This is a genomic window from Caballeronia sp. LZ034LL (assembly GCF_031451215.1).
Lineage (GTDB): Bacteria > Pseudomonadota > Gammaproteobacteria > Burkholderiales > Burkholderiaceae > Caballeronia.
In genome coordinates, this window is sequence record NZ_JARUXR010000001.1 from 2,989,089 (window position 1) to 3,004,726 (window position 15,638).

At 63.8% G+C, this 15,638-nt stretch carries 15 protein-coding genes; 4 read left to right on the forward strand and 11 right to left on the reverse strand.

The genetic code is table 11. The features are described from left to right. Positions 1-19: 19 nt before the first annotated feature. The 3 genes from QCE83_RS13760 to QCE83_RS13770 all read right to left on the reverse strand — a co-directional run bounded on the left by QCE83_RS13760 (position 20) and on the right by QCE83_RS13770 (position 3,611). Positions 20-781, reverse strand: coding sequence for an ABC transporter ATP-binding protein (locus tag QCE83_RS13760; RefSeq protein ID WP_309810940.1), 762 nt, complete (start codon positions 779-781; stop codon positions 20-22). After that, on the reverse strand, positions 778-1,557 hold the full coding sequence (locus QCE83_RS13765) for an ABC transporter ATP-binding protein (protein ID WP_309810943.1): 780 nt from the start codon (positions 1,555-1,557) through the stop codon (positions 778-780). The genes QCE83_RS13760 and QCE83_RS13765 overlap by 4 nt, the downstream gene beginning before the upstream one ends. 377 nt (positions 1,558-1,934) lie before the next feature. Then, positions 1,935-3,611: a GMC family oxidoreductase N-terminal domain-containing protein gene (locus QCE83_RS13770; RefSeq protein ID WP_309810944.1), complete on the reverse strand. Its 1,677-nt coding sequence runs from the start codon at positions 3,609-3,611 to the stop codon at positions 1,935-1,937. A 143-nt stretch (positions 3,612-3,754) separates the two neighbouring features. Between QCE83_RS13770 and QCE83_RS13775 the strand changes: the two genes are divergently transcribed. Next, the gene (locus tag QCE83_RS13775; protein WP_309810946.1) at positions 3,755-4,657 is read left to right on the forward strand and encodes a LysR family transcriptional regulator; all 903 of its coding nucleotides are present in this window, start codon (positions 3,755-3,757) and stop codon (positions 4,655-4,657) included. 125 nt (positions 4,658-4,782) lie between these two features. Next, positions 4,783-5,331: a class IV adenylate cyclase gene (locus tag QCE83_RS13780; RefSeq protein ID WP_309810949.1), complete on the forward strand. Its 549-nt coding sequence runs from the start codon at positions 4,783-4,785 to the stop codon at positions 5,329-5,331. On the opposite strand, the gene QCE83_RS13785 is transcribed toward QCE83_RS13780, so the two are convergent. Both QCE83_RS13785 and QCE83_RS13790 read right to left on the reverse strand, forming a co-directional pair. After that, positions 5,307-5,792, reverse strand: a complete 486-nt coding sequence (locus QCE83_RS13785; RefSeq protein WP_309810952.1) for an Lrp/AsnC family transcriptional regulator — start codon at positions 5,790-5,792, stop codon at positions 5,307-5,309. The two genes, QCE83_RS13780 and QCE83_RS13785, sit on opposite strands and share 25 nt — an antisense overlap. 248 nt (positions 5,793-6,040) lie before the next feature. Continuing rightward, on the reverse strand, positions 6,041-6,271 hold the full coding sequence (locus QCE83_RS13790) for a DUF3717 domain-containing protein (protein ID WP_309811758.1): 231 nt from the start codon (positions 6,269-6,271) through the stop codon (positions 6,041-6,043). Positions 6,272-6,448: 177 nt separating this feature from the next. On the opposite strand from QCE83_RS13790, the gene QCE83_RS13795 reads away from it, so the two are divergent. Both QCE83_RS13795 and QCE83_RS13800 read left to right on the forward strand, forming a co-directional pair. Further along, complete coding sequence (locus QCE83_RS13795) at positions 6,449-7,135, forward strand: response regulator transcription factor (RefSeq protein WP_309810954.1); 687 nt, start codon at positions 6,449-6,451, stop codon at positions 7,133-7,135. Between the two features lie 93 nt (positions 7,136-7,228). Then, positions 7,229-8,683, forward strand: a complete 1,455-nt coding sequence (locus tag QCE83_RS13800) for a sensor histidine kinase N-terminal domain-containing protein (protein WP_309811760.1) — start codon at positions 7,229-7,231, stop codon at positions 8,681-8,683. A 60-nt stretch (positions 8,684-8,743) separates the two neighbouring features. On the opposite strand, the gene QCE83_RS13805 is transcribed toward QCE83_RS13800, so the two are convergent. From QCE83_RS13805 to QCE83_RS13830, 6 genes are all read right to left on the reverse strand, one after another. Beyond that, positions 8,744-9,208, reverse strand: a complete 465-nt coding sequence (locus tag QCE83_RS13805) for an SET domain-containing protein-lysine N-methyltransferase (protein WP_309810958.1) — start codon at positions 9,206-9,208, stop codon at positions 8,744-8,746. 182 nt (positions 9,209-9,390) lie between these two features. Beyond that, positions 9,391-10,503: an NADH:flavin oxidoreductase/NADH oxidase gene (locus QCE83_RS13810; protein ID WP_309810961.1), complete on the reverse strand. Its 1,113-nt coding sequence runs from the start codon at positions 10,501-10,503 to the stop codon at positions 9,391-9,393. Positions 10,504-10,591: 88 nt separating this feature from the next. Beyond that, a complete protein-coding gene (locus QCE83_RS13815; protein WP_309810964.1) occupies positions 10,592-11,320 on the reverse strand; it encodes a glutamine amidotransferase in 729 nt (242 codons plus the stop codon). A gap of 146 nt (positions 11,321-11,466) precedes the next feature. Then, entirely contained in the window at positions 11,467-12,111 is a 645-nt protein-coding gene (locus tag QCE83_RS13820; protein WP_309810967.1) for a MarR family winged helix-turn-helix transcriptional regulator, read from the reverse strand. A gap of 696 nt (positions 12,112-12,807) precedes the next feature. Continuing rightward, positions 12,808-13,920, reverse strand: coding sequence for a YbdK family carboxylate-amine ligase (locus QCE83_RS13825; protein WP_309810973.1), 1,113 nt, complete (start codon positions 13,918-13,920; stop codon positions 12,808-12,810). Positions 13,921-13,940: 20 nt separating this feature from the next. Further along, positions 13,941-15,143 (reverse strand): cation:proton antiporter, encoded by a 1,203-nt coding sequence (locus QCE83_RS13830; protein ID WP_309810976.1) that lies wholly within the window; start codon positions 15,141-15,143, stop codon positions 13,941-13,943. Between the last annotated feature and the right edge of the window lie 495 nt (positions 15,144-15,638).

Sequence of the window (15,638 nt, forward strand, 5' to 3'; positions counted from 1 at the left end):
GCGGCACGCCGGCGCCTGATTACACGCCGAGCAGTTCGTGCAGCACCGGCATCTTCGCTTCGAGTTCCCCCGCGCCGAAATGCTCGACGATATTGCCGTGCTCCATCACGTAGAAGCGGTCCGCGAGCGGCGCCGCGAAACGAAAATTCTGTTCGACCATGACGATGGTGTAGCCGCGCGACTTGAGCATGAGGATCATGCGCGCGAGTGTCTGCACGATGACCGGCGCGAGGCCTTCCGAGATTTCATCGAGCAGCAGCAGGTTCGCGCCGGTGCGCAGGATGCGCGCGACGGCCAGCATCTGCTGCTCGCCGCCCGAAAGACGCGTGCCCTGGCTGGCGCGGCGCTCCTTCAGGTTGGGGAACATCGAATAGAGTTCGTCGAGCGACATCGCGTCCTTCGGGTCGCCGATCAGCGGCGGCAACAGCAGGTTCTCTTCGCAGGACAAACTCGAGAATATGCCGCGCTCCTCCGGACAATAGCCGACCCCGTAATGCGCGATCTTGTGTGTAGGCAGGCCGATGGTCTCGTGTCCGCTCACGCGGATCGAACCCGTGCGCCGCCCGGTCAAACCCATGATGGCCCGGAACGTGGTGGTGCGGCCCGCGCCGTTGCGACCGAGGAGCGTGACCACTTCGCCGCGGTTCACCTTGAGGTCCACGCCGTGCAGGATGTGCGACTCGCCATACCACGCCTGCAAGCCCGCGATTTCCAGCGCCGGCACGTTGCTGGCCCCGCCGTTCGCGTTGAGCGAGCGGCGTTCTTCCACGATCGTACTCATGCATGCGCTCCGGTGAGCGCCGCATCGGCGCTGCCCATGTAGGCTTCCATCACGAGCGGATTCTTCGACACTTCCGCGTAGCTGCCTTCGGCGAGCACTTCGCCCTGCTTGAGCACGGTGATGGTGTCGGAGATGCCGGCGATCACGTTCATGTTGTGCTCGACCATCAGGATGGTGCGGCCCGCCGACACCTTCTTGATCAGCGCCGTCACGCGGTCGACATCTTCGTGGCCCATGCCTTGCGTCGGTTCGTCGAGCAGCATGAGCTCTGGCTCCATCGACAGCGTGGTCGCGATCTCCAGCGCGCGCTTGCGGCCATAGGACAGCTCGACGGTCTTCGTGTCGGCGAAATCGGTGAGGCCGACTTGCGTGAGCAGGTCCATGGCGCGGTCATTGAGCTGGTCGAGCGAACGTTCGCTGCGCCAGAAATGAAACGACGTGCCCAGCTGCCGCTGCAAGCCGATGCGCACGTTCTGCAGCACCGAGAGATGCGGGAACACCGCCGAGATCTGGAACGAGCGGATGACGCCGCGCCGTGCAATATGCGCGGGACGCTCGCGCGTGATGTCGACGCCGTTGAAAACGATCTGGCCCGCAGTGGGATCGAGAAATTTGGTGAGGAGATTGAAGCAGGTGGTCTTGCCCGCGCCGTTCGGTCCGATCAGCGCGTGGATCGAACCCCGGCGCACGCGCAGGTTCACGTCATTCACGGCCGTGAAGCCTTTGAACTCCTTGGTGAGCCCTCGCGTTTCCAGAATGGTGTCGCCGAGAATCATGTCCCCTTCCATGCGAAGTGAAGCGCTAGACAGCGGGTGGGTCTGCGCCTTGTTTTTTTGATCCGCGCGCACCGGACGGTGTCTCCATTCCGGTACTGCTTCGCTTCGTACAGCGCTGTTGCGTCCGCACAAAGTGCGCACGAGTGGCCCCGAGCATCACTTGATCCGGGGCCATTGTCGCGCCAATGATGCAGCGCAATCATTGGGATTTGCACTAACTAACGAATGGCTTGGAAGGCGCGCTGCATGCACGCTTCAGGGGCATGAGAAACAGGCTTTTCGCGCTGGGTGCAGGCGCGCCGGATGCATCGCGTGCGATGTCATCCGTGCGCCATGCCGCTGTCATCTCAACATGTGAAGTGCGCTCGTTCGCATCGTCATGCGAGGGCGGTCGCGATCGCTTCTTCCGTGGCAACACCGCGACGATCCTCGCGGATCATCTCGCTCGCGCGCTCGGCGATCATCAGCGTCGGCGAGTTCGTGTTGCCCGAGGTGATGGTGGGCATCACCGAAGCATCGACCACCCGCAGGCCGCGCACGCCGATCACGCGCAGGCGGCTATCCACGACCGCGGCGGGATCGTTGTCGGTGCCCATGCGGCATGTGCCGACCGGATGGAAGATCGTGGTCCCGACCTGCCCCGCTGCTTCGACGAGTTCTTCCTGGGTCTGGAACTGGATGCCCGGAAGAATCTCCTGCGGTGCATATTGCGCGAGCGCGGGCGCGGCGGCGATGCGCCGCGTGAGCCGCAAGGCATTGGCGGCGACTTCGCGATCACGGTCCGTCGACAGATAGTTCGGCGCGATCAACGGCGCCGCATGCGCATCCGGCGACTCGATATGCACGCTGCCGCGCGAGGTCGGGCGCAGATTGCACACGGACGCGGTGAAAGCGTTGAACGCATGCAGCGGTTCGCCGAAACGTTCGAGCGACAGCGGCTGCACGTGATATTCGAGGTCGGGCCGCTTGATCGATGCATCGTCGGGATTGGACTTGGCGAACGCGCCGAGCTGCGAGGGCGCCATCGACATCGGGCCGCTGCGCATGAACGCATACTGCATGCCGATGAACAGCTTGCCCCACCAGTGCGCGGACAAGGTGTTGAGCGTGCGCACGCCGGTCACCTTGTACGCCATGCGCAATTGCAGATGATCCTGCAGGTTTTCACCCACGCCGCGCAGATCCTTCACCACATCGATGCCGAGCCGCTGCAGACGCGCGCCATTGCCGATGCCCGACAGTTCGAGAATCTGCGGCGAGTTCACTGCGCCCGCGCTCAGCACGACTTCGCAGCGCGCACGCGCAAGGTAATCGACATCGCCGCCGCGATACTCGACGCCGACACAACGCGCCCCTTCGAACACGAGCCGTTGCGTGTGCGCGCCGGTGATCGTCGTCAGGTTGGGGCGCTTCATGGCTTCGCGCAGGAACGCCTTCGCCGCATTCCAGCGGATGCCGCCACGCTGGTTCACATCGAAGTAGCCGACGCCCGTGTTGTCGCCGCGATTGAAATCTTCCGTAGCGGGAATGCCGGTCTGCTGCGCGGCCTGCGAAAAGGTTTCGAGGATCTTCCACTTGAGACGCTGCTTCTCGACGCGCCACTCGCCGCCCGCGCCATGCCATTGATTTGCGCCGCCATGATGATCCTCGCTGCGCATGAAGATCGGCAGCACGGAGTCCCATGACCAGTTCGGATCGCCGCTGATGTGCGCCCAGTCGTCATAGTCCTCGCGCTGGCCGCGCATGTAGATCATGCCGTTGATCGACGAGCAGCCGCCGAGCACCCGGCCGCGCGGATACGACAGCGCACGTCCGTTGAGCCCGGGTTCGGCCTGAGTCTTGTAGAGCCAGTCCGTGCGCGGATTGCCGATGCAATACAGATAACCGACCGGGATGTGGATCCAGTGGTAATCGTCCTTGCCGCCGGCTTCGAGCAGCAGCACCTTGACGTCCGGATCTTCGGTGAGGCGATTCGCCAGCACGCACCCGGCCGTGCCCGCACCCACGATGATGTAGTCGAATTCGCCTTCGAGCCTGCGCGCGTCCTGTTTCATTGCCGTCTCCGATATCGTCTTTCGTTGTTCGTTGTTCGTTGTTTCGTTGCGCAATGCGTGTGACTCCGAGCGTACTGCCGGTCGCGTGTCCTAATCCAATCAGATATGTTCAACTGCGATATAAGAAGCGTTAATATCAGGCGATGGAATACACCCTGCTGCGCGCCTTTCTCACCGTCGCTCGCGAAGGCAACCTGACGCGCGCCGCGGCGCAACTGCATGTCACGCAGCCGGCCGTCAGCCTGCAGATCAAGAATCTGCAGGAGATGCTCGGCGTCGTGCTGTTCTCGCGCACGTCGCACGGCCTGCTGCTGACACGCGATGGTGAAGCGCTGCTACCGCATGCCGAGCGCGCGCTCGCGGCCGCCGCCGATGTACGCCGCGCCGCCGCCGCCCTGCGCCACGAAGTCAGCGGCACCTTGCGTATCGGTTCGATCCTGGATCCCGAGTTCCTGCGCCTGGGCGGCTTCCTGCGCCAGCTGGTGGAGACGCATCCGCGCATCGAGACCTCGCTGCGGCATGGCATGTCGGGCTGGGTGCTGGAACGCGTGCGGGCGCGCGATCTCGATGTCGGCTACTACATCGGCGATCCGGCCAGCGACGGCACACGCGACAGCGACCGCTTCCACGTCGTGCGGCTCACGCCGTTCGTGTATCGCGTGCTGGCGCCGGCAGGCTGGCACAACCGCGTGAACAAGGGCAAGCGCAGCTGGGCCGCGCTCGCGAAGCTGCCGTGGATCTGGACGCCGGGCGAATCCGCGCATAACCGCCTCTTGTCGCGCCTGTTCCGCGAAGCGGGCGCAATGCCGACGGTGGTCGCCGAAGTGGATCAGGAGCCGTCGATGCTCGATCTCGTCAAGTCGGGCATCGGGCTTTCGCTGGTGCGCGATTCGATCGCGCTCGGCGAGGCGCATGCGCACGCGCTGACGATCGTCGAAGGCGTGTCGGTGCCGACCCAGCTGTCGTTCATCGTGCTCGCCGAGCGGCACGATGAGCCGGCCATCGCGGCGGCGCTGCGGCTGATCGACGCGCAATGGGCCGTGTAACGACCGGCCCGGCCGCCATGCCCGAAAATTGCCCAGGATTTCACGCGGGCTTCAAGCGGGCTTCATCGAAACTTTGCTAGTCTGAGTCCTCGCTTAACCCAACCTTTTGTGTTCGAGGAGTCTTCATGGCACGCAACATCGAAATCAAGGCGCGCGCGCATCAGTTCGAGCAATTGCGCGAGCGCGCGGCCGCGCTCGCCACCGACGCGCCGCTCGTGTTTCGCCAGCAGGACTTCTTCTACGACGTGCCCACCGGCCGTCTCAAGCTGCGCCAGTTCGACGACGGCACGCCTTCGGAACTGATCTTCTATCAACGCGACGACCGCGACGGCCCGAAGGTGTCGTATTACTCGCGCAGCCCCGTCACGAACCCCGAAGCCATGCACGCACTGCTGGCCCAGGCGCTGACGACGCGCGGCATCGTTTCAAAGGAGCGCCACGTGTATCTCGTCGGGCGCACGCGGATTCATCTGGACCGCGTGGACGGCCTGGGCGATTTCATCGAGCTGGAAGTGGTGCTGGGCCAGGACGACGACGAAGCCGGCGGCGAACAGGAAGCGCACGCGATGTTCGCGCAACTCGGCGTAGGCGAAACGGATCTGGTGCCGCTCGCGTATGTGGATCTGCTGAATCCGGCTCAGGTTCCGGCTCAAGAGGCGTCGGCGGCCAGGTGAGCAAGCGGCAACGGACCGTTGCGCTTGAAGGTCGTCAGCACGATGTTCGAGCGCACGCTGTCCACGCCCGGCACCCGCATCAGCTTCTTCATCACGAAACCTGACAGCGCGTTCAGGTCCGGCGCGACGATGCGCAGCAGGTAATCGGCGTCGCCCACCGTGGCATGGCATTCGAGCACTTCGGGCAGCAGGTCGATCTGCTGCTGGAACTGCTCGATGACCGAGTCGCCATGATGCTTGAGCTTCAGGCTCGTGAAGGCCGTCACACCGAGTCCCAGCTTCTCGGGCCGCAGCATGACCCGATAGCCCTCGATCACCCCCACCGCTTCCAGTCTCTGCAAACGCCGTCCGATCTGCGACGGCGAAAGCGGCACCTGTTCGCCCAGTTGTTGATGCGTGGCCCGTCCGAAGCGTTGCAGGACGTCCAGCAGGGCGAGGTCGAAATGGTCGAGATCGAGCATGAGGCGAATGTGCGCGTAAGCGAGAGCGAATGCGACTTTATCGCATTAAGGCGGCCCGGCTCTCTTAACCCTTGCGGCAGAGGGCCGTTCCATGCGCAGAAATCCGACCCTTACAGTAAAAACAAGGTAACGTGCATGTTACGAACGATGACAGCGCCGAAAGGCGGAAAAATGCGGCAAATCGCGTGATTTTTCGGCCGCTGGAAGCTTAAATGAAGAAAGCCGAAAGCGAAGACGCGCCCAAGCTTTCAGTCGCGCATGCAATTGTTGAAGCGCACGTAAGCTTCCCACGCGGCGCGGGCGTCTTCGTCCAGCTGTTCGGAAGGCAGACTTGACCGACGCTGTACAATCAGCAGCGCATAAGGCTTGGACAGTGCGCTCGCCTCCTTGCAGAGAGCGAGTTCGTCGCCGCTCGACGGCGAGCGGCCGCGCCAGTAGTTGATCGCGGCTTCGAGTTCGTTGATCGGGATGAGCGCCATGTCCGGGAAGAAAGACATTCGATGTACGGCCGCTCGCGGCTCAAAGTATCGTCGCGCAACGCCGCATGAGATGTGAGTTTTAACTGGCTCGAGCCTGCCGCCGCGTCATGCATGACAGAACATGCCACCGATCGCCCCCGCCGGCCTGAGCTCAACCCATTGTACTTGAGCGACTCCATGCGAATCCTTCTGATCGAAGACGACCGCCCCATCGCGCGCGGCATCCAAAGCAGCCTCGAACAATCCGGCTTCACGGTCGACATGGTGCACGACGGCATCTTCGCCGAACAGGCCCTCGCGCAAAACCGCCACGAACTCGTCATTCTCGATCTGGGCCTGCCCGGCATCGACGGCATGACGCTGCTCGCGCGTTTTCGCCAGAGCAACCGCCACACGCCGGTCATCATCCTCACCGCGCGCGACGAACTGCATGACCGCGTGCAAGGCCTCAACAGCGGCGCCGACGACTACATGCTGAAGCCCTTCGAGCCGCAGGAACTCGAAGCGCGCATCCGTGCCGTGATGCGCCGCAGCGGCCCGCACGGCGACGTGCCGCGTCCCGAGGTCTCGCTGGGCGGCCTGCGCCTGTCGGGCGTCGATCGCCGCATCTTCAACGACGAGCGTCCGCTCGAACTGTCGCCGCGCGAATTCGCCGTGCTGGAAATGCTGTTGCTGCGCCATGGCCGCGTGGTCAGCAAGGCGCAGTTGCAGGATCACCTGACGCACTTCGGCGGCGATCTCGGCGATACGGCCATCGAAGTCTATGTGCATCGCGTGCGCAAGAAGCTGGAGAACACCCGCGTCGAGATCGTGACGGTGCGCGGCTTCGGCTATCTGCTCCAGGAAATCCGTCAGGCAGCCTGACGCTCCGCGTCGGCTGCCGCGAAGCAGACTGCCTTGCGATTTCCCACCCGGCGCGCGGGCGACCAGCGTTTCGCCCGCGAAGACTGGCTCGATCTGGCGCGATCGAAAGCCCCCGAGACCCCGACGCCGCCGAGCCTGCGGCGCACGTTGCTGCGCCGCCTTGCCGCGCCGCTGTCGCTGCTCGCGCTGATGAGCGGCCTGATGGCGTACTGGCTCGCCTGGCAATACACTCAGCACGTGGTGGACCGCTCGCTCGCGGATCTGGCCACCGCCATCTCCAAGCAGATCCAGCTCGCGGGCGTCGATGCGCCCGTCACCGTGCCGCCGCTCGCGCAGGCGATGTTCTCCGACCCGGTCGAGCAGCTCATCTACCGCATCAGTACGGGCGACGAGGAAATCGCCGGCGAGCGCGACCTGCCGCTCACCGGCAGCAACGTCCGGCGCATTCATTACGCGTATGTCTTCGAGACGCACTTCCAGGGCGTGAGCGTGCGCGCGGCGCAAGTGCGCGTGCCGCAGCCGACCGGCAATCCGATCGTCGTGGAAGTGGCGCAGCGCGTGGGGTCGCGATATCGCATCGCCGTGGAATTCCTGATCGCGATCATGATGCCGCTCGCGCTGCTGCTGCTCGCCGGCTGGGTGATCGTGTGGCGCGTCGTGAACCAGCAACTGAACCCGCTGACCGACCTCGCCGACGCGCTCAACCAGCAGACCCACATCTCGCTCGAACCCGTCGACGAAACCTACGTGCCGGGCGAGATCCGTCCGCTCACCAGCGCGATGAACGCGTTGCTCGTGCGCCTGCAGACGGCGCTCGATGCGCAGCGCAAGTTCATCGCCGATGCCGCGCATCAGCTGCGCACGCCGCTGACGGCGGTGAAGCTGCATGCGGAACAGGCGCTCAGTTCACGCGATCCCGCCAAGGCCGTGGAAGCGGTCAAGGAACTGCGCGCATCGGCTGACCGGGCGGTGCGGCTGTCGAATCAATTGCTGTCGCTGGCGCGGGCAGAACCGGGCGAACAGGCCGCGCGCTTCACCGATTTCGACTTTGCCGCGCTCGCCTTCGAGACGGGTGCCGAATGGGTGCCGCGGGCGCTGGCATCGAACGTCGATCTCGGCTTCCAGCGCCTCGACGATCCCGAGAACGAACATGCGCTGATCGTGCGCGGCAATATCGTGCTGACGCGCGAGGTGATTGCGAATCTGATCGACAACGCGCTCAAGTACATTCCGCCGTTCCGCGCGGAAGGCGCGCGCATCACGCTGACAGTCACCGAATGGCATGACGGTGACCGGCGTGCTTTCGCCGAAGTCGTGGTGGAAGACAATGGACCGGGCGTACCGCCCGACCAGCAAGCCGACCTCTTCAAGCGCTTCTTCCGTGGCGATGGCCAGAACGTCGAAGGCGGCGCCGGCCTGGGTCTGGCGATCGTGCATGACATCGTCGTGCTGCACGGCGGCTCGGTGCATTACGAGGATGCGCCCGAAGGCGGCGCGCGCTTCATCGTGCGCATTCCGCTCAAGCAGGAACCCGTAGCGCAGTCGTGAAAAGAGCCACGGTAAGATCACCGTGGCTCTTCTCGAAGACGACCGTCGTTGCCAGACCGGCTACTTCTTTTTCTTTTCCTTCTTCACGGCCAGCATCGTGCCGCGGCATTTCTTCGCGCCGCACCGGCACTCGTATTCCTTCTTGAGCTTCTTCGTGATGCGGCCTTCGATGACGAGGCCGTAGTCGTAATTCAGCTCTTCTTCCGCCTCGATATCGCGCAGCGCGTGAATGAAGACACGCCCTTCGATTTCCTCGGCTTCGCAGTTCGGCGCGCACGAATGGTTGATGTACTTCGCGCTGTTGCCTTCGATCTTGCCGTCGATCACGCGGCCGTCGTCGAGTGCGAAATAAAAGGTGTGATTGGGCTCGTCGGGATTGTGCGGATGGCGTCGCAGCGCTTCCTTCCACGAGATGCGCTCGCCCTTGTATTCCATCACCTTCTCGCCGGCGGCGATCGGCTTGACAGCAAACACGCCCTTGCCGTGCACGCCTGAGCGGCGAACGGTGACCCTGCGTGAACTCATCGACTGAATCCTTGAATGACGCTTCGCTCCCGCGCGCTCGGGATGAACATCGGGGATAAAAAAAACGCGGTGGCCTTCGAGGCGCCGCGTTAGCTTGGTTGAACGCTCACAGGTCCAACACACCGGTATCCTACACTCCCGGCGCGCGAATGCTCAACCGTCTCGACGATGCTCGATACTTTTCAACGTTGTCCGATCGTGATCTCGCCGAACAGGTTCTTCTGGTCGCGCGGCTGCGAGCGCCAGTATTGCGGCGGCGCCGTGACGGCCGCGCCGAGCTCGGCGGCGGCGTGCCATGGCCAGCGCGGATCATAGAGCATGCCGCGCGCGATCGCGACGAAGTCCGCCTGGCCGCCGGCCACGATCTTCTCCGCGTCCTTTGCTTCGGTGATGAGGCCGACCGCGATGGTCGTCACGCCCGTCGCTTCCTTCACGGCCTGCGCGAACGGCACCTGATAACCGGTGGCAAGCGGGATCTTCTGCAAGGGCGACACCCCGCCCGACGAGACATCGATCCAGTCGACGCCGCGCTTCTGCAACTCGGATGCGAACGCAATCGTGTCCTCGATGCCCCAGCCGCCGTCGACCCAGTCGGTCGCGGACACGCGCACGCCGACCGGCTTGTCGGCGGGAAACGCGGCGCGCACCGCGTCGAAGATTTCGAGCGGATAACGCATGCGGTTCTCGCGCGAGCCGCCGTATTCGTCGGTGCGGTGGTTGGCGAGCGGCGAGAGAAACTGATGCAGCAGATAACCGTGCGCGCAATGCAGCTCAATCCCGTCGATGCCGAGCCGCGCCGCCCGTCGCGCCGATGCTGCGAAGGCTTCCTTCACGCGCATGAGTCCCGCGGTGTCGAGCGCGAGCGGCGGCGTTTCCTCGGGCTTGTGCGGCACCGCCGACGGCGCGTAGGTCATCCAGCCGCCCTCCGCGACCGGGATCAGCTGGCCGCCGTCCCAGGGCGCGTGACTCGATGCCTTGCGGCCCGCATGCGCGAGCTGCATCGTCACGGCGATGTCCGAATACTGGCGGATCGCGGCGAGCACCGGACGCAAGGCGGCTTCGGTGACGTCGTCCCACAGGCCGAGATCGCCAGGCGTGATACGGCCGTCAGGCTCGACCGCCGTGGCCTCGATGAACAGCATCCCTGCGCCGGACAGCGCGAGCTGCCCCAGGTGGATCATGTGCCACGCCGTGGCCTCGCCGCGCTCGGCCGAGTACTGGCACATCGGCGAAACCATGATGCGATTGGGAAGCTGCAGGCTGCGCAGGGTCGCGGGTGTGAACAACGCGCTCATGTCGTGGGCTCGGGGAAGGAAGGATGCGGTCGAGAATAGCATCGCGTTTTGTTCGATGCAGAACGTGCCGCGAATGCTTGCGCCACGCTCAGGCGTGCGGGTCCTTGCGGGCAAAACGGTCGAGCCATTCGCCGAACATCGCACGCGCGGCGCGTTCGAGAGCGGGTCCGTGCCGCGCGGTGTCCTCGCGCAACGCAGTGACGGTCGTGCCGCTGCGCGCGACATCGCCCGGATAGGCAACCAGCCAGCTTTCGAAGCGGCTGGCCAGGACTTCGGGATGGCACTGTAGCGCCAGCACATGCTCGCCCCAGGCGAAGGCCTGATGCGCGCACTGCGCAGTCGATGCGAGCAGTGTGGCGCCGGCGGGAAGATCGAAGGTATCGCCGTGCCAGTGGAACACGGGAACGGGCGCGCCGTCGGCTTCGAGATGGCGCAGCGCGGACGCACGTCCCGCGTCGGTCAGCGTGAGCGGCGACCAGCCCAGTTCGGGCGAGCCGGATGGATAGACCCGTGCGCCGAGCGCGCGGGCAATCAGTTGCGAACCGAGACAGATGCCGATGGTCGGCAAGCCCGCCGCAATGCGCTTTTCGAGCATCGCGAGCAAGGGAGAAAGATGGGGATACGCGGCGTCCTCATAGGCGCCGATCGGCCCGCCGAGCACGACGAGCAGTGAAGGATCGAGCGGATTGGGCGCATCGATGCGACCGCGTCCGACATCCAGATAGCGCACGAGATGGCCGCGATCGCCCAGCACGAGTTCGAGGCTGCCCAGATCTTCGAAATAGACGTGGCGAATCGCCAGGACTTCATCTTTCATCGGCGGCTTCCGTGAGCGGGCTGTGCGTGTCGGGCAAGTGATGACGAGCCGCGCCTCGCGGGGAGGCGCGACGGGCACAGTCTAACCGACTCGCCGCGGCCTCACAGCGTTGCTGCCGCCGGATGAATCACTCTCCTTGCCCGATGTCAGGCAAGCTGAGCGAAGACCTTCCAGCTCTTCTTCTGCGTCGCGGGATCGGCTTCTTCGTAGACCGAGCAGTCGAGACGCAGATCGGTATCCGCCATGTCGATCTGCAACAGCGCGCAATGATGCGGCGCCTTCTTCGGATTCTTGCTGGCCTGGAAGTGCGAGCAGGACAGGCACATGCGGTGCGCCGGCATCTGCTGCTGCGATTCGAGATGGCGGATGGTCTTCAGCAGCGTGCGATAGAACGCCACCTGCTCTTCCTCGCGCAGCGTGCCGACCGCCTTCGCCAGGAAGTCCGGCCATTGCACCGCCTTCTTCGCCGCCGTGCGGCCACGTGCGGTCAGGCGCACGGCCAGCGCGCGGCCGTCGTCGAGCGCGCGGCGCTTCTCGACCAGCCCCTTGCCTTCGAGCGTGCTCACCGCATCGCTCGTCGTGGCCGCCGTCAATGCCGTTTCACGTGCGATCTCGCCAAGGCGCATCGGCCCCCTGCGCTGCATCAGCAAAACGAGAATTTCACCCTGGGTCGGCGTCAGCCCCGCGCCTTCTGCCCATTCCCAAGCCTGGCTGCGCATCGCCGTGCTCAGCCGCAGCAGACCGTGGGTCACCCGCCCCGTCGCCTGCTCTCCGTAAACGCCTTCATTCATAGTCTTTCGCTTGTTGTTCCGCTTATGTGTTTTGACGGCACGTTCGCGTGACCACGCGAACACCGTTCCCGAAACGCTTCCGCAGAAAACGACTTGCAACCCCTTGCGGAACACGCTCGTTCCCGGTCCCCGCCGTCTCAAAATTCAGGCGTGCCAAGCCTCACGGCGACACCTGAATGGGGACACTGCTACCCTCTTGTTTATGCGCCCTCTTATGGTCTGCTTTGCGGCGCTACGTATTTGCCGACTATAACGCCCCGCCAGCAAAGTCGCCATTCTAAGCGACATGGAACAAACGTACACCTTAATTGTCCGTGCGAGACTGTGGATAACTCTCGAAATCGCCTCACTCGCTGATTGCCGACTCGTTTTGATTAACTCTATACGAGTCGTAAGTCGTCTTCACGTCACTGAAAGTTCCGCCAGAGGTTGCTTGCGTAGCCCAAGGCACGCCCATGAAGTGCGTGCAACCATTACGCCCGTATCCGGTTTGTTTGAGGCAAACCTTAGAAGCGGAAGTTTGAACCTGCTTCAAACGATGGCATGAGACAGTTATTCCCGATTCACGCTCACGTCCTTGTTTCATAAAGCGCAAAAGAAAAAGGCTGCATGCATATTCAAGCAGCAGCCTTTCCTGTTCATTGAATGCCGATTACCAAGGCAAGCCTTACGGTAAGCAACATGCTACGCGTCGCGTCATTGGCGCCATTGCAAGCATTGCTGCCTGACGGCTTCGTGCAGCGATTTTTCCTTGTCGAATACGCTGCGCAGCCAGGTGGCGTCGTTCATGCCGCGCGCGATGTCGGCGACCTGCGCCAGCGCCGCCTGCGAGCCGAGCGCTTCGGCGTGCGGTGCGAGCACGTCGAGCGTCGCCAGGATGTCTTCGCCGATGGTCCTGCGTTCGCCCGTCTGCGGATGGATGCAGGTTCCCTCCAGTCCGAAGCGGCACGCCTCGAAGCGATTGAACGTGTAGACGAGGTAGTCGTCCTCGTGGGGCGTGAGCGGCTTGTCCAGCAACAGGTAGCGCGACAGCGTCTGGATATAGCACGCGATCGCGGCCGCCCGATCCACCGACAGCGGCGTATCCATCACGCGGACTTCGATCGTGCCGAAACCCGGCTTCGGCCGGATGTCCCAGTAGAAGTCCTTCATGCTGTTGACGACGCCGGTATGCACCATCTTCGAGAAATACTCCTCGAAGCTGTCCCAGGTCAGCACGAACGGCGCGCGGCCCGACAGCGGGAACGCAAACACCGAGTTCAGGCGTGCCGAATGAAAGCCGGTATCCACGCCCTGAATGTACGGCGACGAAGCCGACAGCGCGATGAAATGCGGAATGTAGCGCGACATCGAATGCAGCAGGAACAGCGCGCTGTTCGGATCGGGGCAGCCGATATGCACGTGCTGGCCGAACACCGTGAACTGCTTGGCGAGATAGCCGTACAGCTCGGAGATGTACTGGAAACGCGGCGCATCGTAGATCTGCCGGTCGCTCCATTGCTGGAATGCATGCGTGCCGCCGCCCGCCAGGCCCACGTTCAGCTGGTCTGCCGCAGCGACCAACGTGTCGCGGATGGTGCGCAGATCGGTGACGGCCTGTTCGTGCGTCGTGCAGATGCCGGTCGACAGCTCGATCATGCTTTCGGTGATTTCGGGCGTGATGTTGCCCGGAATCTTCTCGTCCTTGATGAGACGCATGAGGTCCGACGCCGCGCGGGTCAGATCGTAGTCGTGCGTATTGACGACCTGGATCTCAAGCTCGACGCCGAACGTAAAGGGTTCGGAGTTGATGAAGGGTTCGAGTGCCATGGCGCCTCTGGAAAAATCGATTACTCGCGCCGCTCGCCGACCGCCGACAGGCTGCGGTACACCACGAACGGCGACACGATCTGCAGCACCACGATGGAGCACATGACGATCGCGCGCAAGGTGGGATCGTAGTTGGGATAGAGCACGTACATGTCGTCGACCAGCAAGTACGCGAGCGCGGACATCGGCGACAGCGCGACGCCCAGCGCCGCACCCTGCTTCCAGTTCAGGCCGCTCGGCTTCGCGAAGATCAGCACGCCGGCAAGCTTGCCGATGAAGCGCGCGACAATCAGTCCCAGTGCCGCGATGCCGCCCAGCGCGATGTCGCGCCAGTGAAACGACGTCAGCGTGAGCGCGAACAGGATGACGGTAAGCAGCCACCCGGCGGAGCCGAAGTGCGACGGCCATAGCTGCGGACGTTCGTCGGCGTTCTTCACGATGATGCCGGCCGCGAGCAGCGCGAGGATGGTCGACAGCTTGAAGATGTGGGCAATGGCGATCGCCAGCAGCACGAGACCGAACAGCGCGACGAACGAATGCTCGTCGTTGGCGGGCAGGCGCCGGACCAGCAGGTTGCAGGCGCGCGCGAGCAGGAACGCCAGCACCAGCGAGCCGATCAGCAGATACAGCGGCTGCAGGATGGTGGCGAGCGTATTGCCGTAGATCTCCTGATGCAGCACGCCGGCCGCGAGCTTCTCGACGATCACCGCATACATGCTGTTGAGCGCGGTCAGCGTGAGCAGCCGCTGCGTGACCTGGCCTTCCGAACGCAGCTCCATCTTGAGCTGGATGACCATCGCGGGCGAAGTGGCCATGGCGATGGCGGCGACGACGACCGAAGGCATGGTCGGTACGTTGAGCAGGGTCAGCGCGATCAGCACGAGGCCAAAGGTCAGCGTGGCTTCCGCGATGCTCGACAGGATCAGATACGGATTGCGGCGGATCCAGCGCAGATCGAGCCGGCCGCCGAGTTCGAACAGCAGCAGGCCGAGCGCGACATCCAGCAGCGGCCGCGACAGGCCGGCTGCGCTCGAGTCGATCACGCCGAGCCCCGCATTCCCCGCGATCAGCCCGATCACCGCGTAGCCGGTGATGCGCGGCAGGCGCCAGGCGCGCCACAGCAGTTCACCGGCCAGGCCCGCCGTGACGAGCGCGAGACCTGCCCAGAGAATGGCGTCGGGTTCGAGCGGCCACGCGGGCAGAAATGAAAACGCCGAGTTCATCGTATTGGCTTCTCCTTCGTTGCTGCTATCTGTTCTTGCTATCCGGGCACGCGCGTCCGTAGCGTGACCTCGCCTGAGGGCGCCGCGCTCGCAGGCGGCGCGCGTCCCTCACGTGAGCGGACGTCAGTTCATTCAGGCGAAACGAAATACGAACGAACACGGTGTCACGGTCTGGCCGTGCACGAGTTAGTCGACGTGTCCGGTGTGAGGCTGCATGCCGCGGCGGTTCAGCGAAACACCGAGCCTACATGCGGCACTCATTCGATGGCCGGCCGGACACAGAAAACGACGACGCGGCTTCGTTGATCAGATTCTTGGCGCGCGGCCATCGTTCCGTTGAAAGCGCTCGCCGCATGCACGGCGCGACGCAGGAAGAAGCGCGATTGTGCCATACCTGGATGTCCCTGACAGAAAGACCAAGCTCATGATTCCTTTGAGGTAAAAGCGACTGCCATGCATTGGAGCGGATTGGCAATGCTGACCGGCTGCATGCAG